Here is a 22,313-nt window from a genome sequence, read left to right as displayed (position 1 = left end):
ATGTTAGCTAAAGCTTATCCTTATTATTTGGCCAATGAAGCAATATTTGCAAATCAAGATTTAGCCATTACCAATAAATACACTAATGAAGTGGCAACCTATACAGCCCTTGCTGACGCAAAGGTGATTGACCAAGCCATTGCCGCTGCTGAGGCAAGCCAACCACTACTAAATAAAATGGCGCCTTATGAGCGCCAAGATATTTTGAATCATTGTGTAAAACGTTTTGAAGAGCGTTTCGACGAATTGGCTCATGCTTTATGTATTGAAGCCGGTAAACCGATTAAAGATGCCCGTGGTGAAGTGACGCGCTTAATCGACACCTTCCGTATTGCGGCTGAAGAATCGGTACGTATGCATGGTGAAGTGATGAACCTTGAAATCACCCCTAGAGCTAAAGGTTATACGGGTATGTACAAACCTGTACCTATTGGTCCATGTTCGTTTATTTCACCGTTTAATTTTCCACTAAACTTAGCCGCCCATAAAGTGGCACCGGCATTAGCTACAGGTTGTGCTTTTGTGCTTAAACCTGCAAGTCGAACGCCATTAGGAGCTTTGATTATTGGTGAGATATTAGCGGAAACTGACCTGCCTAAAGGTGCGTTTTCAATCTTGCCTTGTAGTCGTGATGGCGCAGATTTATTTACCACAGATGATAGATTTAAGTTATTAAGTTTTACTGGTTCTCCTCAAGTAGGATGGGACTTGAAAGCGAAAGCTGGCAAAAAACCTGTGATCTTAGAATTAGGTGGCAATGCCGCTTGTGTGGTGGATCATGACACAGATCTAGACGACGCTATCGAACGCATAGTGTTTGGGGCCTATTATCAATCAGGACAAAGCTGTATCAGTGTACAAAGAGTCATAGTGCATGAGTCTATTTACGCTGATTTTAAACAGCGTTATACCGACAAAGTGGCTAATTTAGTACATGGTGATCCGCTAAATGAAGATACCTTTATTGGGCCTATGATTTCTGAATCTGAAGCGACACGTTTAGATACTTGGGTACAAGAAGCCGTTGCTTCAGGTGCTACATTATTATGTGGTGGAGAGCGCACTGGCAACATGTTACAAGCTACTTTGCTGGAAAATGTACCAGCGGACGCGGCTATCAATACTGAAGAAGCCTTTGGGCCTGTGTCTGTATTGAGTTCATTTAGCGATTTCGACGAAGCGCTTAAAGAAGTAAACAACAGTCAATTTGGTTTACAAGCAGGTGTATTTACTCGAGACATTTATAAAGCTCATAAAGCATGGGACGAACTAGATGTAGGTGGTGTAGTTATCGGTGACGTACCTAGTTGGCGTGTAGATAACATGCCATACGGTGGAGTCAAAGAATCAGGCCTTGGCCGTGAAGGGATCACCTTTGCCATGGAAGATATGACTGAGTTACGTTTGATGGTGTTACGCACTCCTAGTTAGTTGTTATTGTAAAAGTTACTTTTAGTAACGAAAATTTTTAGTAATACGCCTCCATTTTCGGAGGCGTTTTTGTTTATGTGTTTTGCTTATCTAGCGTTATCTGTATGGGCGTAAACGGACTCTTATATTAACACCTAAAGACTCGTTAAATCCCAATAGTTGCTGGCTTGAGTCGCCACGAGTTCGGCTATATTTTCCTGTGCCGCCTGTGATAGCTCGAGTGATTGATACATTTTGGTCTACCAGTTCATAACCTTCAGTGGTTAGACTCAGTTGGCCGTACTTCTCACCTAAGTCAAAATATTGGTTGGTGATCACCCAAGGTCCTGTTTCTGTTTTTGCCCCTTGGCCAATATGCCAACCTCTGCATATCCAGCGGCCTAAAACTTGATCTGGGTATGTAGGGCTGCCGTCAGGGTTGACACCTTCTTGATTGTTCAAAAAGCCATAGGGGTAAAGGTAGCCTTCAGTAATAAACTCTCCACCATAGGCCGGCATGCCGTCTTCATCAACAGGTTCTTGGTCAAACGCAAAGCGAGAACCGTTTTCTGCGATGTCGAATTGTAGGACTCTATTGTGAAAAAACTGTTTTTGTTTTTTTGAATATAGGCTATCGGCCCAAACTGGGTTAACTAACAGCATTGAACTGAGTATTAAGCAAAGTTGAACTAAGTTGTTTTGTAAATATTTTGCCTTGATAATCTGGTACATAATATTTCCTTTTATCCATAAAATTAAATAGAACTTGCCAGTAAATACAGACAAGCCTGCCATCATTACTACAGATAAAATTTAAGCTTAAATTGCGGAATCTACATGAAGATTAAGTAATGAAAGTCTAATCATTAGCTAATATTTTTAGCACAGGAAATATATTGTTTGATTTTGTTTTGGAGCCGATTTTTTGGATAGACAAAATCAACAGCTACGGATAACTATTGCGGATACTTATCCAGTACAACGAATAGTGTGAGTAATACAACCGGTACACCGAGACTTAAAATAATGTTTACTTCGGCGATGCAGTTACTGACACTCTATTGAGATCAGCTGGTTAATGGCGAGCACCTTTGAACGAAGTGAATAATAAGCAAAGCGTATAAATAGCAAACCGATTCCGGCTCAAAAGACTACCGGAATGATAAGTTATATTTTGCATACTCAGTCGTGAAGCGATGCCCTTTGTTCGCAGTACAAGCTGAGTGCGAAGCATAATCTTGGTACGTGCTCCGTATGCCGTTAAAAACAAAAAAGGACCTTGCGGTCCTTTTTAAAAATCAATAACAATTAAATCAAAGAATTACTTTTTCTTTTTAACCGCTTTTGCGTTCGGTAAATCAGTAATCGAGCCTTCGAAGATCTCAGCAGCTAAACCAATTGATTCGTTTAGTGTTGGGTGAGCATGAATAGTTAAACCCACATCTTCAGCATCTGCCCCCATTTCAACTGCTAGACAAACTTCACCTAACATTTCACCAGCATTGATACCTACAATCGCACCACCTAGAACACGTCCAGTGTCTTTGTCGAAGATCATTTTAGTTTTACCTTCAGTACGTGCAGATGCGATAGCACGACCAGACGCAGCCCATGGGAAGTTAGCCACTTCAATTTTTAGACCTTGTTCTTTGGCTTCACGCTCTGTCAAACCTACCCATGCCATTTCTGGATCGGTATAAGCGATTGAAGGAATGCAGCGCGGGTCGAAAACGTGTTTCTTACCAGAGATTACTTCAGCTGCGCAATGTGCTTCATGTACCGCTTTGTGAGCAAGCATAGGTTGACCAACCACATCACCAATAGCGAATATGTGGTTAACGTTAGTACGTAATTCGTTGGTTACGTTAATGAAACCACGTTCATCAACATTAACACCGGCTTTTTCAGCGTCGATTAATTTACCGTTTGGTTTACGACCCACTGCAACTAAAATTTTGTCGTAACGTACTTGTTCTGCAGGTGCATTTTTACCTTCAAAGGTAACGTACAAACCGTCGTCTTTAGCGTCAACTGCAACCACTTTAGTAGACAACATGATGTTGAATTTTTTCTTGTTGTAGTTTGTATAAATTTTAACTATGTCAGCGTCTGCGGCTGGAACCAGTTGGTCTGCAAACTCAACCACTGAAACCTTAGAGCCTAAAGCGTTATAAACCGTACCCATTTCTAGGCCGATGATACCGCCACCTAGTACTAACATTTCTTCTGGTACGTCTTTAAGCTCTAAAGCGCCAGTTGAATCAATAACACGTGGGTCGTCATTAGGAATAAATGGCAAATCGATAACTGAAGAGCCTGCCGCAATAATGGCGTTGTCAAAAGTAATAGTGGTTTCTTTACCGTCGTTACCTGCCACTACGATTGTTTTATCAGAGGTAAATTTACCAAAGCCATAAACTGTAGTGACTTTACGTGCTTTAGACATGCCGCCTAAACCACCAGTTAGTTGGCCGATTACGCTTTCTTTCCAACCACGAATTTTATCTAGGTCGATTTCTGGCTTACCAAAAGTTACACCGTGAGAAGCCATAGCTTCTGCATCGTCGATTACTTTAGCAACGTGTAACAATGCTTTAGACGGGATACACCCTACGTTTAAACAAACACCACCAAGTGTTTCGCGGCTTTCTACTAGTACTACGTCTAATCCTAAATCTGCTGCACGGAACGCTGCTGAATAACCACCAGGGCCTGCACCTAAAACCACTACTTGTGTTTTGATATCGCTCATATGAACCTCAAATTTCCTATTTATAGCTGCCTTTTATTTTAAGGAAGCAATTAAATTCTTTAATAACCTGAATAAATAGTGGGTAGTACCTTAGTACTACCCTTAATTCATTACAGTACTAATCTGCGTAAATCAGTTAAGTTGTTTGCAACCTCAGTTGAGAATGCTGCACCTTCAGCACCATCAATTACTCTATGGTCGTAAGATAAACTTAACGGCACCATTAAGCGTGGTTCGAACTCTTTGCCGTTCCACTTAGGTTTCATATCTGATTTAGATACACCTAAAATACCCACTTCTGGTGCATTGACGATTGGGGTAAATGCTGTACCACCTATGCCACCTAAGCTAGATATAGTAAAGGTGCCGCCTTGCATGTCGGCAGCTTTAAGCTTGCCGTCACGGGCTTTACCAGAAATAACAATTAACTCTTCAGACAGTTCTTCAATGCCTTTTTTGTTCACGTCTTTAATTACCGGAACAACTAAGCCACCTGGTGTTGCAACTGCAATACCAATGTTGATGAACTTCTTAAGGATCAAACTTGCGCCATCTTCAGATAACGAAGAGTTCATATTAGGGAACTTCTCTAACGCACGAGCCACGGCTTTCATTACGAATACAAGTGGTGTAATTTTTAAGCCAGTCTTTTTCTTCGCATGGAATGCATTTTGATCTTTACGAAAGGCCTCACATTCTGTGATATCCGCTTCATCAAACTGGGTAACGTGTGGAATAGTTGCCCAGTTACGGTGTAAGAAAGGACCAGAGATCTTTTGAATACGACCTAATGGTTTTTCTTCAATTTCACCAAACTTGCTATGATCAACAGGTTTAACCGGCTGAATTTGTAACACGTTGTCTGGTGCTATGGCAGAACCACTGGCAACGGCTTTTGGTGCAGCAAGTGCCGCTTTAACATAAGCTTGTACGTCTTCTTTAAGAATACGTCCTTTACGGCCTGTGCCTTTAACCAAAGTTAGATCTACACCAAACTCAGTACCTAAACGACGAATGGCCGGAGAGGTATAAATTGCACCTGAAGCTTTAAAGTCACTTTCAGGCACTGGTGCTGCTTTAGCCGGAGCACTTGGCGTAGCTACTGCTTTGGTCTCTGTTGTCGATGCGGCAGGGGTGGTTTGAGCAGTCGGCGCAGAGACAGCTACTTCACCACCTTTGGTTTGTAGTTTAATCACTACCGAACCTTGTTTTACTTTGTCGCCGTTTTTGATGAAGACTTCTTTCACTGTTCCAGCATGAGTAGACGGCACGTCCATAGTTGCTTTGTCAGTTTCAAGAGTAATTAAGCCATCTTCTTCTTCGATCTCGTCGCCAACGGCAACTAAAACGTCAATGACGTCAACTTCACCATCTTCACCAATATCAGGTACGGCTACTTCGATTAACTCGCTAGCAACAGTTTGAGTTGCAGGAGTTGGAGCAGCTGCTTGTGGAGCAGGAGCCGCAGCAGGTGCTTCTGCTACTGGTGCAGACTCGCCCGCTGGAGCAGGACTACTACTAGAAGCGACTTCAAGTTTAATAACAAGTGTACCTTGTTTAACTTTGTCGCCATTAGCAATGAAGACTTCTTTCACTGTGCCAGCGTGAGTTGACGGCACGTCCATAGTAGCTTTGTCAGTTTCTAGAGTAATTAAGCCATCTTCAGCTTCAATTACGTCACCAACAGCTACTAATACATCAATAACGTCTACTTCACCGTCTTCACCGATATCAGGTACGGCTACGTCAATGATTTCACTGCCGCCAGTTGCTGCTGGAGTCGCTTGCGCTGCAGTTGTTTCAGCTACAGGCGCAGCAGGAGCTTCTTCATTAGCTGGCGTTTCAGGCGCTGCAGGTGTTTCAGCTGCAGCCGCTGTACCAGCGGCCTTAATTTCACCAATAACATCACCTTCTTTTATCTTGTCGCCAACTTTTACAGCAAGACTAGCTAGCTCACCTGCAAAAGGGGCAGGAATATCCATTGATGCTTTGTCGGTTTCTACTGTGACAATTCCTTCGTCAGCTTCAAGTGTGTCGCCTACGGCAACACAAATTTCGATAATTTCAACTTCTTCGCCACCTACATCAGGGACTAGAATTTTTTGAATATCAGACATATCTTAGATTCCTTATCTAGCCGCTAATTAAGCGTAAAGTGGGTTAAGTTTATCTGAGTTGATATCAAAGCGTTTAATGGCTTCAGTAACAACACTCTTCTTAACTTCACCGCGGTTAGCTAATTCATATAATGAAGCTACGACTACATAGGCAGCGTTAACTTCAAAGTGAGTACGTAAGTTTGCTCGGCTATCACTGCGGCCAAAACCGTCAGTACCTAAACAGCGGTATTCTGTGTCGATAAATGCACGTACTTGATCAGAATAACCCTTCACATAATCTGTGGCTGCAATAGCTGGACCCGCATCTTTAGTGATGACTTGGCCAATATGCGCAGTTAGCGGTTTTGACTCTGGGTTTAACATGTTCCAACGAGCTACATCTTGACCTTCACGAGCGAGTTCGTTGAATGAAGTAACCGAATAAACATCTGAAGATACGTTGTAGTCTTCACTTAAAATCTGCGCTGCTTTACGTACTTCGTTTAAGATAGTACCTGAGCCCATTAATTGAACATTAGATTTAGACTTGCTCTTGGTTTTTGCTTCAACACGCTCTAACTTGTAGATACCTTTAATGATATCTGCAGCCACATCATCACCTTCAGGCATAGCTGGGTGTTGATAGTTTTCGTTCATTAGCGTTAGGTAGTAGAAAACATTTTCGTTTTCACCATACATGCGACGTAAACCGTCTTGCACAATAACCGCTACTTCGTAACCGTAAGTTGGATCATAAGTCACACAGTTAGGTATTAAGTTGGCTTGCACATGTGAATGGCCGTCTTGGTGTTGTAAACCTTCACCATTAAGGGTTGTACGGCCAGCTGTAGCACCGAGTAAGAAACCACGTGCTTGGCTATCGCCAGCTGCCCAGGCTAAATCACCCACACGTTGGAAACCAAACATAGAGTAGTAGATGTAGAATGGAATAGTCACAGCGTTACATGTTGAGTAAGACGTACCAGAAGCAACCCAAGAAGCCATTGCGCCTAGTTCGTTAATCCCTTCTTGTAAAACCTGACCTTTCTTGTCTTCACGGTAGTAAGCCACTTGGTCAGCATCTTGAGGAACGTATTTTTGTCCTTCGCTAGCGTAAATACCCACTTGACGGAATAAACCTTCCATACCAAAGGTACGTGCTTCATCAGGAATAATAGGCACGATACGTTTACCGATCTTTTTGTCTTTTAATAAGCTATTTAAGACACGAACAAAGGTCATGGTTGATGATACTTCACGTTCACCAGAACCCTTTAGTATTGCATCAAAAATAGACAACTCAGGCATTTCAAGCTGTTCTTCAGCTTGCATGCGTCGCTGTGGTAAAGAGCCGCCTAATGCTTCGCGGCGCTCTTTCATGTATTTGTATTCAACACTGTCTTCGTCAAACTTAAAGTAAGGTAAGTCAGCAATAGCTTCATCAGCTACAGGAATATTAAAACGGTCACGGAACTGTTTAATTGAATCAACGTCCATTTTCTTAACGTTGTGAGCAATGTTTAACGCTTCGCCAGATGCACCTAAACCAAATCCTTTAACGGTTTTAGCAAGGATAACCGTTGGACGACCTTTGGTATCCATGGCTTTTTGATAAGCAGCAAATACTTTAACTGGATCATGACCACCACGGTTTAAGCGGTAGATGTCTTCGTCAGACATGTTAGCCACTAGTGCAGCTGTTTCAGGATACTTGTTGAAGAAGTTTTCGCGGGTGTATTTTCCACCCTTAGCTTTACAGTTTTGGTATTCACCGTCCACTGTTTCGCTCATCAGTTGTAATAACTTACCTGAAGTGTCACGGGCAATTAGTGCATCCCAGTAACTACCCCAAATAACTTTCACAACTTCCCAGCCTGCGCCGCGGAATGTACCTTCAAGCTCTTGGATGATTTTACCGTTACCACGCACTGGGCCATCTAGGCGCTGCAAGTTACAGTTGATCACAAATGTTAAGTTGTCTAAGCCTTCACGAGTAGCCAAACCAATTGCACCTAATGATTCTGGCTCATCGGTTTCACCGTCACCTAAGTAACAATAAACACGTTGGCCTGAACAATCTTTAATACCACGATCGGTTAAATATTTTAAGAAACGTGCAGTATAAATTGCCTGTAATGGACCTAAACCCATAGATACAGTTGGAAACTGCCAGTAGTCTTTCATCAAGTGTGGGTGTGGGTATGAAGATAAACCTTCACCATCACATTCTTGACGGAAGTTGTTTAACTGATCTTCAGTTAAATTGCCTTCTACAAATGAACGGGCATAAATCCCCGGAGATATGTGACCTTGAGAGAAGATAAAGTCGCCGCTGTCTTTGTCATTTGGTGCTTTAAAGAAGTGATTAAAGCCTACATCGTACAACATAGCCGAAGACGCAAAGCTACCGATATGTCCGCCAAGCTCTAAGTCTTTCTTAGATGCTCGTAATACAATCATTAAAGCGTTCCAACGAATTGCAGCTCGAATACGTGCTTCAATAGTTTGGTCGCCAGGCATTTTGGGTTCTTGCGATGGTGGAATCGTATTCACATAAGCTGTTTTCGCATCGAATGGTAAATGTGTACCACTGCGACGAGCTTGATCTATTAATTTCTCTAAAAGGAAATGTGCGCGCTCTGGACCTTCATTTTCCAAAACTGCTTCCAGAGATTCTAACCATTCCTGCGTTTCGGCAGAATCTAAATCGATATTAGGGAGCTCAGACATAATGTTTACTTAGTCTCCAATGTTGTAGTGTAAAAATAATTAAATGACCAAAATATACTGCTAGTCATGGTGTATTTCACATATACCTAATCCTACAGGTTTAGGTATATCGTTGCATCCTGCTAATAGAACGCTGCATAGAACTACGTTCTTGTGTTTGCAACAATAATTCCTTTTCGACAAATGTTAAGTGGGTATGGCTTTCGCTCCACGCCTTTTGTGGTTTGCCACTTAAAATTGCTGATAATAATTTCTTATGATAATCGCGCATTTTTTCAAACATATCCGGGCTTTTAGCCAATACCGATATATTTTGCTCAAGATTATCTGTGATTAAGCTAGCCATACTTCTAACTAGATGCAAAATCACTGTATTTCGAGAGGCGATACAAATTGAGATTAAAAACTCAAAAACCGCTTCTGCCTCTAACCTAAAATTGTTTTCAATTTGAGCCGAACCAATAGCATCAAACTTAGCCTGTACTTGTTTTAAATCATTTGGGGTACCGCGCATAGCAGCGTAATAAGCGGCCATACCTTCTACACCTAAACGATACTCTAATAAGTCAAACTGGCAATTGGGATTTTTTGACATTAAGTCAAATAAAGGATCAGATAATCCTCCCAAAGTATTATCGCAAACAAAGGTGCCACCACCTTGTTTGCGTATCACTAAACCTTTTGCTTCTAATTTTTGTATGGCTTCTCTTACTGACGGACGAGATACTTCAAATTGCTCTGTTAAAGCTCGTTCTGGTGGAAGCTTTTGACCGGCGGCTAAACGACCATCCAGCATCATGGATTCTAATTGCTCCATAATGTCATCTGAAATTTTTCGTGTTTGCACTCGGCGCATTTATTAATCCATCATACTTAAGCTACAAATTATAGCTTGGTAAATTGGTAAGACCATTTAGACGAATAGCTTAGTGGACATTCTAGCTGGGGTAAATATAAATTTATAAATTAACTCTGTACAGGATTCGTGAAGTGAGCTAAGTCTTTATAAATTAAAGAGTAATTAAATACCATTTGGTGGTAAGACCACTTAATCAATCCAGCCAGAAAGGGTTAAAATAGCTATGGTAACCAGTAAAAACATCACATTTCGTTTGGCTAATTTTACCAAAGTACAAGGTTCTTCAGTGCAATCTGATTCGTCAGGTTCGATTTCTTCGGCTTTTTTAGACACATCTAATAGTAAGGTTTTTGCGTTGACTGTTGGGTCGGGTAAATAGCCTAGCCAAGTAGGAAATGCATTTGAAAAATGACCAATCAGTAAAAAACCAAAAGCGGTGATCCTAACGGGCAGCCAATCCACAATATTTAAGATAAACGTAGCTTGCGCGGCTACTGGGTTTGAGGTTTCGTTTTCGTTATCTTGATTTAACCTAAGTTCAATATCTCGCACTAATACATAAAGAACAGCACCAGCCGCACCACATACTGCAAACCACAAAATAACAGCTGTATAATGGCGATAATTTTGCCACACCAGGTTTTGTCCAAAGGTACTGCCGTCTTGTTTATCTCTAAGTTGTTGTTCGTACATAGAGCAACTTTGTAAGTCACCTTCACTGGCTGCCTTCAAAAAACACTTATAGGTAGCTCTAATATTAGGACAGCCAACACATACCATTAATATCGCTGTGCCTATTACAAATTCGACTAAGCCACCACTAAATTTCTGTACTAATAAATAAGTGAGCAACACAGGTATAAAAATGACTAACAATAACACCCATGATTTGGATGAAGAATTGAGCCAGTTACCAGACTCAATACTCTGGTTATATTTGTTGGAGTAAAATTCTGCCTGCCAATATTGCGATTTTGTGGTGACGCGTTCTACTAGTAATACCAGTAATAGGCTGATCAGTGTCATGTGTTTGTCTCTTTCAGTTTTAACATCATTATTAGAGTTGAATGATTAAGTACTGTGTTTTTAGATAATATCACTTGTTTAAAGCTTGTCTATATTTAGCCCAGTCGAAGCTAAACCCCGGATCAGTTTTTCGCCCAGGCGCAATATCATTGTGGCCCACAATTCTACCTAGTGAGATGTCTGAATAAGTGCTCATTATCGATTTAGTTACTAACTGCAAACTGTTGTATTGCAATGATGTATAAGGGATATGGTCTGCACCTTCCATTTCAATACCAATTGAAAAATCGTTACATCTAGTTGTACCTTGGTAACTGGATATTCCAGCGTGCCATGCTCTTTTATCAAAAGGCACAAATTGAATCACTTCTCCGCCCCGTTTAATCAAACAGTGAGCTGAAACGCGCATTTGGTGTATTTTTTGGAAATAGGGGTGAAGTGTGGGATCTAGCCTGCCAGTAAAAAAATACTTGATGTAATCTCCACCAAACTCATTAGGTGGAAGTGAAATATTGTGGATCACCAATAACGAAATATCGTCAGGATCAGGCCGCTCATCCCAATGAGTCGTTGGGTAATATTCAGCATGTGTTAAAATGGCATTTTTTATCACAGGATCAGTGCGTTATCAGTTTGTATCTTTATAATAGCAAAGTCACATTCAAACCAACAAGCGTAATAAACGATGAAACAAGCAAAATTGGGTAAAGGCATGATCATTATTGCTTGGGTAATTGGCTTGGGGTTATTAACCCTATTATTTGATGAACAGTTAGCTAAACAGCTTAATCCCAATGCAGAGCCGATTTCATCAAGTCAGTTTGGGGTGGCAGAAGTTAAACTTAAACAAAATCGAGCCGGGCATTATGTAAGTGGTGGGGCGATTAACGATCAGCCAGTGGTGTTCATGTTAGACACTGGAGCCACCCAAGTGTCGATACCTATGCATTTGGCCGAGCAATTATCGTTACAAAAAGGTAATAGTAGTTGGGTTCAAACCGCCAATGGACGAGTGCAAGTCTTTCAAACTCGAATTCAAAGACTCACAATTGGTGAAATTCAGTTAACTGATATTGCTGCCCATCTAAATCCAGCTATGCATGATGGCCAAATTTTATTAGGTATGAGCGCCCTGAAACAACTAGAATTCACCCAAAGAGGCGAATGGCTGACTTTACGTAATTTGTAAAGAATCGAAAAGCTAATTAATAATTTTGAACCACCGAGGACACACAGAGCACAGAAGAAAAGAACAACATACGACATGTCAGCCGCATCAATCAGTAATTCCTGCTAAAAGCATGCAGGAATGACGGTTGAGGTCGCAGGAATGACGGTTAATAAAAACTATTATTTTTATCTTAACATTTGTTTGGCTTTTCTCTGTGTAGCGCAGCGCTCTGTGTTCTCTGTGGTAAATATGCTTTAAAGCGGGGTATTACTCCCCATTATGACAAGAGAAACTATGCAAGATATTGATATTAAATTGGCTGTTGAAATAGCCTTATCGGAAGATTTAAACGGACAACATCCAGATCAAGGCGATATTACTGCTAACTTGATCCCTAAAGAACAAGTCATTAGCGCGCAAATCATCACTCGTGAAGATTGTGTTTTGGCAGGCGCAGCTTGGGTAACAGAAACCTTTACCCAACTAAATAAATCTATTCAACTTGAATGGATGGCAAAAGATGGGCAGCAATTAACGGCCAATCAAACCATAGTCAAACTAACCGGCAATGCCCGACATATATTAACCGGTGAACGTACTGCTTTAAATTTTTTACAGACCTTGTCAGCCACAGCTACTCAAGTAGCAGATTGCGTCAAAGAGCTTGAAGGCACCCACACAAAATTGTTGGACACCCGCAAAACCATTCCTGGTATGCGGCTCGCACAAAAATATGCGGTAACTTGTGGCGGAGGTCAAAATCATAGAATAGGTTTATACGATGCCTATTTAATTAAAGAAAACCATATTTTGGCTTGCGGCTCGATTCAAGCTGCGGTTGATAAAGCTAGGGAGCACAACCCAGATTTGCCAATTGAAGTTGAAGTTGAATCCATTATTGAATTACAACAAGCCATAGATGCAAAAGCTAATATTGTGATGTTAGATAATTTTAGTCTAGACATGTTAAAACAAGCAGTGGCCTTGACTCAAGGGCGATGTCAACTAGAAGTATCGGGCAATATTACTAAACAAAGATTGAAAGAATTAGCCAATCTAGGAGTGGATTTTATCTCCTCTGGCGCTCTCACTAAAAATATTCAAGCTATTGATTTATCTTTGTTATTAATAAAATAAGGTTAATAAAAATTGCCACTTTAAATTGTCATCTAAAAGGAGTAATTTAGTTAAGGCGTTGTTAGGCTAAGACTTAGGTATGCTCCTACATACTTGTCAGATCCTTATCTCGTTCTATACTGATTAGGAATTCAAAAACAACGCCCTTACCGGCAATGACTTACAACTTTAAAAACTTTAATTTTACACTAATGTGTTGGAGATAAACCATGAACATGACTGAAATGAAACAAATGAAAAAACAAGGCGGCTTCACTTTAATCGAATTAATGATTGTTGTAGCTATTATCGGTATTTTGGCAATGATTGCATTACCTGCTTATCAAACTTATACAGCTAAAGCAGGGTTCACTGAAGTTGTATCAGCTGCAGGCCCCGCTAAAACTGCTGTTGAAGTATGTGTACAAACTGGTGTGCCTGCAGATTGTTCAACTATTGCTGCTCAAGCAGGTTGGTCGCAAAGTGCGTTGGTAACAAGTGTTGCTATAACAGGTAATGCAGGTGGCCCATATACAATTACAGTTGTTCCAACTGCAGGTGTACGTAGCGGTGTAACTGCTACTGAAACTTATGTTGCAGTTGGTACAGTAAATAATGGTACCACTACATGGGATACAACTACTGGCGGATGTGTTGCAGCTAACTTATGTTAAGCTAACACTTAGTTAGGTATTAACTTTTAAAACAAAAGCCCAGTTTCTTCTGGGCTTTTTTGTTTCTGATTACTGGAGCTGGACATAGATTATGGCAACTGCACCAACAACTTTTACCTACCAAGGATTAAACAAACGTGGCCAAGCTGTGAAAGGCGAAATTTCAGCTATGTCTGTGTTAGAAGCAAAAAATCAGCTTAGGCGCCAAGGTATTGCCGCAAAAAAAGTTAAAAAGCTAGCTAAGCCTTTATTTGGTCGTGGTGGAGAAAAAATAAAACCCTCTGATATTGCGGTTTTGTCGCGCCAAATGGCCACTATGTTAAGTGCTGGTGTGACACTCATTCAGACAATAGATATGATCGCAACCGGTCATTCCAATGTAAATATGCGTAAAATGTTAGGTGAAATTGGCTCAGAGGTAAAAGCTGGTAATCCTTTGTCTGACACTTTACGTAAACACCCGGACCATTTTGATGATCTGTATTGTGATCTAGTGGAAACCGGAGAGCAATCGGGGGCATTAGAAACTATTTATGACCGTATTGCCCTATATAAAGAAAAAGCCGAAGCACTTAAATCTAAAATCAAAAAAGCCATGTTTTATCCTATTGCAGTAATAGTGGTGGCCTTTATCGTAACCACTATATTATTGATTTTTGTAGTCCCCCAGTTTGAAGAAATATTCTCAAGTTTTGGTGCAGAATTACCCGCTTTTACTCAGTTTGTGTTGGCTATATCTCGTTTTATGCAAGACTATGGATTGCTTGTGGGGGCAGGATTATTTGTTGCTGGGACATTGTTTGCTAAGGCTCATAAAAAATCTCTTAAATTACGAGATTCAGTTGACGCTAAAATTTTGAAAATTCCAGTGATTGGCGAAATCCTTAAAAAAGCCTCAGTAGCTAGGTTTACTCGTACTTTGTCCACTACTTTTGCTGCAGGTGTGCCTTTAATTGGCGCATTAGACTCCGCAGCCGGCGCCGCTGGTAACGCTATTTTTAGAAATGCAATTTTATTTGTGAAAAAAGAAGTTTCTGGCGGGGTACAAATGAATGCGGCCATGCGTTCAACCGGGACCTTTCCTGAAATGGTGGTGCAAATGATTGCCATAGGTGAGGAAGCCGGTGCCGTAGATGAAATGCTCAGTAAGATTGCCACTATCTACGAAGCTGAAGTAGATGATATGGTCGACGGTTTAACCAGTTTGCTCGAGCCAATGATTATGGCGGTATTAGGCGTGGTAATAGGTGGCTTAATTGTGGCCATGTATTTACCTATATTCGAAATGGGTAACGTTATTTAATAGCAGTTTCGAGCGGCGAGAAACGAGCAAAGAACGAAAAGAATTTTGAACCACAGAGAAAAATGAGGGCACAGAAGAAAAGAAAGGAATAATATAATTCTTCTTGCCATTTTAATTGCTTGTCTCTGTGTAGAGAAGCGCGCTGTGATCTCAGTGGTACTATTATGATCATTACAATCAGCGTCTTTACTTTTTGCTATTTGCTCGAAGCTCGTAACTTTTGCTTTTTTCTGGCAAGCTACACATCTTAATTTTTGTTTATATAAGTTGAACAATGACTGAAATCTTCCAACTAATGGCTGACTCGCCTGCCTTTTTTGTTTCTTTTATTTTTGTTTTAAGCTTATTGGTGGGAAGTTTTTTAAACGTGGTGATTTATCGCTTACCTGTGATGATGGAAAACGCATGGAAAGCAGAGGTAGAAGAATACTCTTCTTTTCAGAACTCGACTAATCAAGACTCTACTAGTCAAAATATTGTTAGTAATCCTACTGATAACCAACAAAATATTAATCAAAAACAAGTCTTTAACTTAGTTAAACCCGATTCGACCTGTCCTAAGTGTCAACACAAAATACGTGCTTGGGAAAATATTCCCGTTGTTAGCTGGTTATTTTTGGGCGGTAAGTGTAGCCAGTGTAAAAACCCTATTTCCATACGTTACCCGTTAGTCGAATTAGCGACAGGTTTATTGTCGGCATTAGTGGCCTGGAAATTTGGTTTTGGTTTAGCTGGCCTTGCCGCTGTTTTAGCTACCTGGCTATTGATAGCTATGACCTTTATTGATTTAGATACTATGTTGTTACCCGATCAGCTCACTTTATCTTTGTTATGGATTGGACTGATAATTAGTATTGATTCGACTTTTGTATCAACTCAAGATGCCATTATTGGGGCCGCAGTAGGTTATTTATGTTTATGGAGTTTATATTGGGCCTTTAAATTATTAACTGGCAAGGAAGGCATGGGTTACGGTGATTTTAAATTATTAGCCGCCATAGGTGCTTGGGTTGGGTGGCAACATTTACCTGTAGTGGTGTTATTATCGTCTTTTGTAGGTGCCATAGTGGGCATTACTTTGTTATCAATCCAAGGTAAAGACAAAAGTCAGCCGATCCCCTTTGGTCCTTATCTAGCCACAGCTGGTTGGTTAACGCTTTTATACGGAGATTGGTTTGTGGATCTGTATTGGCAATGGTTATTACCTTGAAAAACCTAAAAACTTGCTACCACAGAGGTCACAGAGCGCTTCGCTACACAGAGGACAAGGTTGTTAAGATTTACATTGCTTTTCTTTGTGCTCTTTGTGTACTCGGTGGTTTAAAATTCTTTAGTCTTTTAAAGGGCTATATGCCCCAGAGGACGCAGTGGGCACAAAGGACTACACCGCATAGAGGAATAGAATTAAATTGGCTGGGGTGTTTGTGAGTGATTATGTAGTGGGAGTTAGTGGTGGCATAGGTAGTGGCAAAACTACAGTAACTGATTTATTTGCGCAAAAAAATATTGAAGTGATAGATGCCGATGTGATTGCGCGACAAGTGGTCGAGCCTAATACCCCTGCACTTAATCAAATCGTAAAAAAGTTCGGCCCAAATATTGTGAACTCTCAAGGTCAGTTGGATCGCGCCCAACTACGCAAGCTTATTTTTGCCAAACCTGAGCTTAAAAATTGGTTAAATGACTTGTTGCATCCGCTAATTCGTCAGCAGATGCTCGAACAAACTCAACAAGCAAAATCAGTCTACTGTTTGTTAAGTGTGCCTTTGTTGGTAGAAAACAACTTAGTTAACTTAGTGGATCGGGTATTAATTGTTGACGTTGAAGAACAAGTTCAAATCCAACGAAGTGTGCTACGGGATAACAGTAACGAACAACAAATTCGAGCGATTATGCAGGCGCAAGTCTCACGAGAAGAGCGTCTTAAAGTGGCTGATGATGTGATTGACAATAACCATGATTTAGGTCATTTAATCCCCCAAATAGACAAGTTACATTTAGAATATTTAGCTTTGGCAGACCTAACTAAGTAATTTAGCCTATTGATTTGGCTAAAAATTCTTTACAATATATGTATTGGATCAACTAAGCTGGTACCTACGGCTATTTAACTTCCCCGAGTATGTGTTTATATGTCTCAAGCTATTTATGAATTTCCACTCAACGAAAAGGTACGTACTTACCTTAGACTTGAGCAGTTATTTAAGCAGCTTGAGCAAGGTAAAAAGGCGACAGAAGACTGGCAATACATCAACTTTTTAGACTCGCTTTTTACACTACTAGATTTGTTAGAGCGTCTCGATTTACGTAATGATGTACTTAAAGATATTGAGTTACATGAGAAAAATTTAGTTATTTGGTCGCAACATCCGAACATAGACAATGACGCTTTACAAAATGCCCTGCAAAAAATCTTACGTTTAAGAGAAGCCCTTAAAGGCACCAAAAAAATCGGCTCTGAATTAAAAGACGATCGCTTTTTATCGTCTATTCGCCAAAGATTTGCCATTCCCGGTGGCACCTGTGGATTTGATTTACCTAATTTACATTATTGGCTACAACAACCTATTGAGTCTAAACAGCAAACCATTAGTGTTTGGCTGCAAGAAGTTTTAGCCATACAGCAGGCGATGGAAATGACCTTGTCATTTCTGCGTGAACGAGGTCGGTTTAGCCAAGTTGAAGCTGAAAAAGGTTTTTATCAAGGTATTGCTGAAGATAACAATGAACTTATTCGCGTGTTAAGCCCAATTGATCAAGGTTATTACCCAATCTTATCTGGCAATAAATATCGTTATGCTATTCGCTTTACTCTATTTACTCCCACTATTAGCGGCAGTACTGGTGTGGATTCTTCTGTCACTTTTAGTTTGGCTAGTTGTTAGATAAGAGTAAGTTTGGTGATAGTAAATTTGAAGATAGTAATTTAGAAGAGACAAAGCTAAATGATTGTAAATTGCCCTACCTGTAAACAAACTGTTGAGTGGAACGAAACCAGTCAGTATCGCCCATTTTGTAGTAAAAAATGTCAGTTGATTGATCTTGGTGAATGGGCCGATGAAGAGAAGTCTATTCCCTGTGGTGCCAATAAAGACTCAGAAACTATAACCTTGCCAGACATAGAAGATATTGAAGCAATGTTAAGTGAACACTCAGATGATTTTTTTAAAGAATAGCCCTCCTCATTCTTAAATCTTTTAAATCTAAAAAAACGATTACACTAATCTCATTTAATCATTTTATTTAATTGTAATTCTGGCCTATTCTAGTTCCACTGAATCAATATGATTAATTACACAACCAAACGGAGAAAATATGTCTAATCCAAATTTTGCAGATAAAAGTGGTCAAGCCGTTCCTCAAGTTACTTTTGCTACTCGTGCTAATGATGAATGGGTAAATCGTACAACTGATGAATTATTTAAAGGTAAAACTGTAGTAGTATTTTCTTTGCCTGGCGCGTTTACCCCAACATGTTCATCTACTCACTTACCACGCTATAATGAATTAGCTAAAACCTTCAAAGCTAATGGCGTAGACGACATTATTTGTATGTCGGTGAATGATACCTTTGTGATGAATGCTTGGGCTGAAGATCAAGAATCTGACAATGTCACCCTTATTCCAGATGGAAATGGTGAATTTACCGATGGTATGGGCTTATTAGTTGATAAAGCTGACCTTGGTTTTGGCAAGCGTAGCTGGCGTTATTCTATGTTAGTTAAAGATGGCGTGGTAGATAAAATGTTTATCGAGCCAGATTTACCGGGCGACCCGTTCGAAGTGTCTGATGCCGATACTATGTTAGCTTATGTTGCTCCTGATGCAAAACCAGCGGCAGCGACGGTTGTGTTATCTAAACCTGGTTGCCCTTTCTGTGCAAAAGCTAAAGCTTTGTTAACAGAAAAAGGTTACGAGTTTGAAGAATTAGTCATGGGTAAAGAAGTCTCATTTACTTCATTAAAAGCCTTGTCTGGTAATGAATCTTGGCCACAAGTATTTATTGGCGGTAAGTTAATTGGTGGTTCTGACGATTTAGAATCCTATTTCGCTTAATATTATAAGTTAGACAAATGGCGCCTGATTGGCGCCATTTTTGTTTATACAATAATATCGACAATTGTTACAAATTAAGTGGTTGAAGTCTGTTAGCTAATCGCTTTACTATGACTTGTGTTTAATCAAAAAGTATAAAAAATGAAGTTATCTTTAGTTCGGTGTTTTCTTCTGCTTGTTTGTGTTTTTAAAATAGGTTTAGTCCAATCTATTGAAGCTGAATTTGATCAGTTTGACCAAATCTACAAAGCCGAGTTAGGTTCTACTCAAGGTTGCCAACAACCTGAATTGGGCGTATTTAGAGTATGCTCTGAAGTGTTACGTAATGATGGAAATGCGCCTTTCATTTTACATCATGGAAAAGTCACACCTAAGGTGATGGTGTTATTTCATGGCTTAAGCGATTCACCTTTTTACTTAAAATCAATAGCCCAGGCTTTATATAACCAAGGGCATAATGTGGTGGTGGCTTTATTGCCTGGACATGGTTTAAAGAATGCTGATTTGCATATGCAAGATTATGCTTTGTCGGATCACTGGAGAACACATGTCAGCACAATTATGGATTTCTCGGTTAACTTAGGTGAGCAAAGTTACATGGGCGGTTTTTCTACAGGGGGGGTGTTGGCCACTGAATATATGTTGCTCAACCCTGAAGCATCTCAAGGCTTACTATTGTTTTCTGGTGCATTGGCTTTGCAACCTAATATTGAAACCTTAACCAGTGTATGGGGCATTCAATGGTTAATGAAGATATTGGATGGTGAATATACCGGGCAAGGAACCAACCCTTATAAATACTCTTCTGTTGCACGCTTTGCAGCTGGTGAGTTAATGGAAGTGATTACCTCAGTACGAGATTTGATCCGCCAAAATAAACCTAATATGCCAATATTTGCAGCTCATTCAGAAGCAGATATCACTATTCCTATTGAGGGTGTGAAAAACTTATTAGCAGAAAATTCCGGTGAAAGTGTTTCCTTTTTTATCGATAGAAAGTTAGACGTGTGTCATGCCGATCTAGTCATTAACCAACAACAAGCGCAAGCCATGCAATCAGATACGTCCTCTACTGATATTGGTTTAGGTTGTAATGGACCTAAGGCTAATCCAGAGCATGTCAATATGCTAAAAGCCATGTTAGCTTTTGTGGACCAACACTAATGTTCAAGTGGTGTGTGTTGTTGCGCGGGATTAATGTGGGTGGTAACAATATCATTCCTATGAAAGCCCTTGTTAGCATGTTTGAGGCCATGGGATGTGAGCAAGTTAAAACTTATATTCAAAGTGGCAACGTGGTTTTGCATCATATTCAAAATGATGCTGCCGAGTTAACCAGACTTATTCAACAAAAAATTGCAGAGTCATTCCATTGTTCCCCGCAAATCTTGTTATTAAGTGTTGAGCAGTTTTCACAAGCTCTGGATAATAATCCATTTGTTGATGCTGAATTAAAAACAGTACATTGGTTTTTTCTAGCGCAGCAGCCAACACAAGTAGATTTTGGTACACTTGAGAATATCAAAAAGCCGAGTGAATCATTTCAATTACTCGACTCAGTTTTTTATTTACATGCTCCTGAAGGCATAGGTCGTTCCAAATTAGTCACTAAAGTTGAGAAGTGTTTAGCTGTGCCTACTACTGCTAGAAACGGCAATACAGTGACTAAATTAATGGCTATGCTTGAATAATACTAATCCGTCTTGATATCTGATCACTTAGATCAAATTGCCGTTGCTAATTGTCAGTAAACACATTTGGAAAATGTACAAAGTTGAAAAATATTTTAAATTATTTACTGGTGGCCTTCCTTGTCACTTTATGTTTAACCTTAGGCCGTGTATTGCATCAGTATATTCCTGTGTTACCCCCTTCTTTATATGGCATGTTGTTATTCGCTTTATTATTAAGTTTTGGTCATGCTACCCAGTTAATGCCAGATAAGTTATTTGTAAAACCTATGGCAACTATCATGCGTTTTATCTCCTTTGTATTTGTACCTGTGTCAGTAGGCCTAATGCAGTATGGTGATTTAATCCTTGAAAGTGGTGGCAAAATTTTAACCGTGGGGCTGACCACCACTTTTAGTGTGATCACTTTAGCTGCTTGGCTGAGTCAAAAATTCTTAGTGAATGTCACTCATGATTGAAGTGGTTCTTTATTCTGGTCTGTCGCTGATAGTTTTTTTATTTGCTTATTTTATTCAACATAAATACAGATTAGCTATTCTAAACCCATTGTTATTAACCATAACTATCCTGATTAGTTTGTTCGCTGTGTTTAATATTAGTTATCAAGACTATATGCAAGGCGCAGAGTACCTCAACTATTTATTAGAGCCTGCTGTGGTATTGCTGGGTTATCCCTTATATAAACAAATACATTTACTTAAAACTCAGTGGCAGAAAATTAGTTTAATTTGTTTATTCGCTAGTCTTTGCGCGTTAACAGTAAGTACAATATTAGCTAAACTCCTTGGTTTAGAAACTTGGTTGATTGCGTCTATGGTGAGCATGAACATTACTACAGCTGTCGCCATGTCCACCAGTGTAGAGTTAGGCGGAATATCCTCGATTACAGCCGTTATGGTATTAGTCGGTGGGTTAAGTGGAAGTATATTTGGTGTAATGTGGTTAGGTTTTGTTGGATTGATAAAAATACCCAATAAAGACAATTTATTAACAACCCCTGACAATCAACAAAAAGTCTTAGGTATGGCTATTGGTTGCGCGTCGCATGCTTTAGGTACTGCTACTATCGCTAAGTCGTTCCCTGTTGCTGCTGCGTATTCTTCCACCGCACTGATTTTATGTGCCATATTTACCGCTTTGATTGCACCAATATATGTGCCGTTTCTATTGACACTTTAATAGATAACCCTAGTTCTGGATAAGCAAGCCTGCAAGAATGCTCTTTTTGTCCCTATAGGCGTTGCTCTAAATGGGTTTAGAATGACTAGACAATATTCAGAGCGCCTTTATAGGAATAAAAATTTCTGCTATTGCCCTTACTTTGATCTCCTGGATAGTTGATATTTCGGTTAACTTATTGAATAAAATAGGGAAATTATATTTTTACGACATTTCTTATCCAATACTCAGGTTAGATACATAATGA

At 39.9% G+C, this 22,313-nt stretch carries 21 protein-coding genes; 14 read left to right on the top strand and 7 right to left on the bottom strand.

The window, feature by feature from the left end; genetic code table 11:
* Positions 1–1,431, top strand: coding sequence for an aldehyde dehydrogenase family protein (locus L0668_RS11270; RefSeq protein ID WP_235312650.1), 1,431 nt, complete (start codon positions 1–3; stop codon positions 1,429–1,431).
* 96 nt (positions 1,432–1,527) lie between these two features.
* Here L0668_RS11270 and L0668_RS11265 read toward each other — a convergent pair whose 3' ends face one another.
* The 7 genes from L0668_RS11265 to ampD all read right to left on the bottom strand — a co-directional run bounded on the left by L0668_RS11265 (position 1,528) and on the right by ampD (position 11,489).
* Positions 1,528–2,142 carry a hypothetical protein gene (locus L0668_RS11265; RefSeq protein ID WP_235312648.1) on the bottom strand — a complete coding sequence of 205 codons (615 nt, stop codon included), beginning with the start codon at positions 2,140–2,142 and terminating at the stop codon, positions 1,528–1,530.
* 589 nt (positions 2,143–2,731) lie between these two features.
* Positions 2,732–4,162, bottom strand: coding sequence for a dihydrolipoyl dehydrogenase (gene lpdA / locus L0668_RS11260; RefSeq protein WP_235312646.1), 1,431 nt, complete (start codon positions 4,160–4,162; stop codon positions 2,732–2,734).
* A gap of 110 nt (positions 4,163–4,272) precedes the next feature.
* A complete protein-coding gene (gene aceF, locus L0668_RS11255; protein WP_235312644.1) occupies positions 4,273–6,279 on the bottom strand; it encodes a pyruvate dehydrogenase complex dihydrolipoyllysine-residue acetyltransferase in 2,007 nt (668 codons plus the stop codon).
* 27 nt (positions 6,280–6,306) lie between these two features.
* Positions 6,307–8,991 (bottom strand): pyruvate dehydrogenase (acetyl-transferring), homodimeric type, encoded by a 2,685-nt coding sequence (aceE, locus tag L0668_RS11250; protein ID WP_235312642.1) that lies wholly within the window; start codon positions 8,989–8,991, stop codon positions 6,307–6,309.
* Between the two features lie 100 nt (positions 8,992–9,091).
* Entirely contained in the window at positions 9,092–9,847 is a 756-nt protein-coding gene (locus tag L0668_RS11245) for a GntR family transcriptional regulator (RefSeq protein WP_235312640.1), read from the bottom strand.
* A 192-nt stretch (positions 9,848–10,039) separates the two neighbouring features.
* Entirely contained in the window at positions 10,040–10,876 is an 837-nt protein-coding gene (gene ampE / locus L0668_RS11240) for a beta-lactamase regulator AmpE (protein ID WP_235312638.1), read from the bottom strand.
* Between the two features lie 70 nt (positions 10,877–10,946).
* A complete protein-coding gene (gene ampD, locus L0668_RS11235) occupies positions 10,947–11,489 on the bottom strand; it encodes a 1,6-anhydro-N-acetylmuramyl-L-alanine amidase AmpD (RefSeq protein WP_235312636.1) in 543 nt (180 codons plus the stop codon).
* A gap of 72 nt (positions 11,490–11,561) precedes the next feature.
* On the opposite strand from ampD, the gene L0668_RS11230 reads away from it, so the two are divergent.
* The 13 genes from L0668_RS11230 to L0668_RS11170 all read left to right on the top strand — a co-directional run bounded on the left by L0668_RS11230 (position 11,562) and on the right by L0668_RS11170 (position 22,066).
* The gene (locus L0668_RS11230) at positions 11,562–12,065 is read left to right on the top strand and encodes a retropepsin-like aspartic protease family protein (RefSeq protein ID WP_235312634.1); all 504 of its coding nucleotides are present in this window, start codon (positions 11,562–11,564) and stop codon (positions 12,063–12,065) included.
* A gap of 276 nt (positions 12,066–12,341) precedes the next feature.
* Positions 12,342–13,184: a carboxylating nicotinate-nucleotide diphosphorylase gene (nadC, locus tag L0668_RS11225; protein WP_235312632.1), complete on the top strand. Its 843-nt coding sequence runs from the start codon at positions 12,342–12,344 to the stop codon at positions 13,182–13,184.
* A gap of 209 nt (positions 13,185–13,393) precedes the next feature.
* A complete protein-coding gene (locus L0668_RS11220; protein WP_284439659.1) occupies positions 13,394–13,837 on the top strand; it encodes a pilin in 444 nt (147 codons plus the stop codon).
* A 91-nt stretch (positions 13,838–13,928) separates the two neighbouring features.
* Positions 13,929–15,140, top strand: a complete 1,212-nt coding sequence (locus L0668_RS11215; protein WP_235312630.1) for a type II secretion system F family protein — start codon at positions 13,929–13,931, stop codon at positions 15,138–15,140.
* A gap of 274 nt (positions 15,141–15,414) precedes the next feature.
* The gene (locus L0668_RS11210; protein ID WP_235312628.1) at positions 15,415–16,350 is read left to right on the top strand and encodes a prepilin peptidase; all 936 of its coding nucleotides are present in this window, start codon (positions 15,415–15,417) and stop codon (positions 16,348–16,350) included.
* 199 nt (positions 16,351–16,549) lie between these two features.
* Positions 16,550–17,173, top strand: coding sequence for a dephospho-CoA kinase (coaE, locus tag L0668_RS11205; protein WP_268820318.1), 624 nt, complete (start codon positions 16,550–16,552; stop codon positions 17,171–17,173).
* A gap of 99 nt (positions 17,174–17,272) precedes the next feature.
* Positions 17,273–18,025 (top strand): cell division protein ZapD, encoded by a 753-nt coding sequence (gene zapD, locus L0668_RS11200; RefSeq protein ID WP_235312627.1) that lies wholly within the window; start codon positions 17,273–17,275, stop codon positions 18,023–18,025.
* 60 nt (positions 18,026–18,085) lie between these two features.
* Complete coding sequence (gene yacG / locus L0668_RS11195; protein ID WP_235312625.1) at positions 18,086–18,316, top strand: DNA gyrase inhibitor YacG; 231 nt, start codon at positions 18,086–18,088, stop codon at positions 18,314–18,316.
* Positions 18,317–18,455: 139 nt separating this feature from the next.
* A complete protein-coding gene (locus tag L0668_RS11190) occupies positions 18,456–19,196 on the top strand; it encodes a glutathione peroxidase (protein WP_235312623.1) in 741 nt (246 codons plus the stop codon).
* Between the two features lie 141 nt (positions 19,197–19,337).
* Positions 19,338–20,360 carry an alpha/beta hydrolase gene (locus L0668_RS11185; protein ID WP_235312621.1) on the top strand — a complete coding sequence of 341 codons (1,023 nt, stop codon included), beginning with the start codon at positions 19,338–19,340 and terminating at the stop codon, positions 20,358–20,360.
* Entirely contained in the window at positions 20,360–20,887 is a 528-nt protein-coding gene (locus L0668_RS11180) for a DUF1697 domain-containing protein (RefSeq protein WP_235312619.1), read from the top strand. Before L0668_RS11185 ends, L0668_RS11180 begins: the two co-directional genes overlap by 1 nt.
* 83 nt (positions 20,888–20,970) lie before the next feature.
* Complete coding sequence (locus L0668_RS11175) at positions 20,971–21,345, top strand: CidA/LrgA family protein (RefSeq protein WP_235312617.1); 375 nt, start codon at positions 20,971–20,973, stop codon at positions 21,343–21,345.
* Positions 21,338–22,066 (top strand): LrgB family protein, encoded by a 729-nt coding sequence (locus L0668_RS11170; RefSeq protein WP_235312615.1) that lies wholly within the window; start codon positions 21,338–21,340, stop codon positions 22,064–22,066. Before L0668_RS11175 ends, L0668_RS11170 begins: the two co-directional genes overlap by 8 nt.
* Positions 22,067–22,313: the final 247 nt, after the last annotated feature.

The organism is Paraglaciecola algarum (assembly GCF_021532655.1).
GTDB lineage: Bacteria > Pseudomonadota > Gammaproteobacteria > Enterobacterales > Alteromonadaceae > Paraglaciecola > Paraglaciecola algarum.
Note: the sequence above shows the minus strand (reverse complement) of the source record. Positions and strands in the feature narration are given on the sequence as shown.

Excerpts from the sequence above, each read along its gene's own strand:
- L0668_RS11270 (WP_235312650.1), top strand. The coding sequence starts at position 1 with ATGTTAGCTAAAGCTTATCCTTATTATTTGGCCAATGAAGCAATATTT.
- L0668_RS11265 (WP_235312648.1), bottom strand. The coding sequence starts at position 2,142 with ATGTACCAGATTATCAAGGCAAAATATTTACAAAACAACTTAGTTCAA.
- lpdA (WP_235312646.1), bottom strand. The coding sequence starts at position 4,162 with ATGAGCGATATCAAAACACAAGTAGTGGTTTTAGGTGCAGGCCCTGGT.
- aceF (WP_235312644.1), bottom strand. The coding sequence starts at position 6,279 with ATGTCTGATATTCAAAAAATTCTAGTCCCTGATGTAGGTGGCGAAGAA.
- aceE (WP_235312642.1), bottom strand. The coding sequence starts at position 8,991 with ATGTCTGAGCTCCCTAATATCGATTTAGATTCTGCCGAAACGCAGGAA.
- L0668_RS11245 (WP_235312640.1), bottom strand. The coding sequence starts at position 9,847 with ATGCGCCGAGTGCAAACACGAAAAATTTCAGATGACATTATGGAGCAA.
- ampE (WP_235312638.1), bottom strand. The coding sequence starts at position 10,876 with ATGACACTGATCAGCCTATTACTGGTATTACTAGTAGAACGCGTCACC.
- L0668_RS11230 (WP_235312634.1), top strand. The coding sequence starts at position 11,562 with ATGAAACAAGCAAAATTGGGTAAAGGCATGATCATTATTGCTTGGGTA.
- nadC (WP_235312632.1), top strand. The coding sequence starts at position 12,342 with ATGCAAGATATTGATATTAAATTGGCTGTTGAAATAGCCTTATCGGAA.
- L0668_RS11220 (WP_284439659.1), top strand. The coding sequence starts at position 13,394 with ATGAACATGACTGAAATGAAACAAATGAAAAAACAAGGCGGCTTCACT.
- L0668_RS11215 (WP_235312630.1), top strand. The coding sequence starts at position 13,929 with ATGGCAACTGCACCAACAACTTTTACCTACCAAGGATTAAACAAACGT.
- L0668_RS11210 (WP_235312628.1), top strand. The coding sequence starts at position 15,415 with ATGACTGAAATCTTCCAACTAATGGCTGACTCGCCTGCCTTTTTTGTT.
- zapD (WP_235312627.1), top strand. The coding sequence starts at position 17,273 with ATGTCTCAAGCTATTTATGAATTTCCACTCAACGAAAAGGTACGTACT.
- yacG (WP_235312625.1), top strand. The coding sequence starts at position 18,086 with ATGATTGTAAATTGCCCTACCTGTAAACAAACTGTTGAGTGGAACGAA.
- L0668_RS11190 (WP_235312623.1), top strand. The coding sequence starts at position 18,456 with ATGTCTAATCCAAATTTTGCAGATAAAAGTGGTCAAGCCGTTCCTCAA.
- L0668_RS11185 (WP_235312621.1), top strand. The coding sequence starts at position 19,338 with ATGAAGTTATCTTTAGTTCGGTGTTTTCTTCTGCTTGTTTGTGTTTTT.
- L0668_RS11180 (WP_235312619.1), top strand. The coding sequence starts at position 20,360 with ATGTTCAAGTGGTGTGTGTTGTTGCGCGGGATTAATGTGGGTGGTAAC.
- L0668_RS11170 (WP_235312615.1), top strand. The coding sequence starts at position 21,338 with ATGATTGAAGTGGTTCTTTATTCTGGTCTGTCGCTGATAGTTTTTTTA.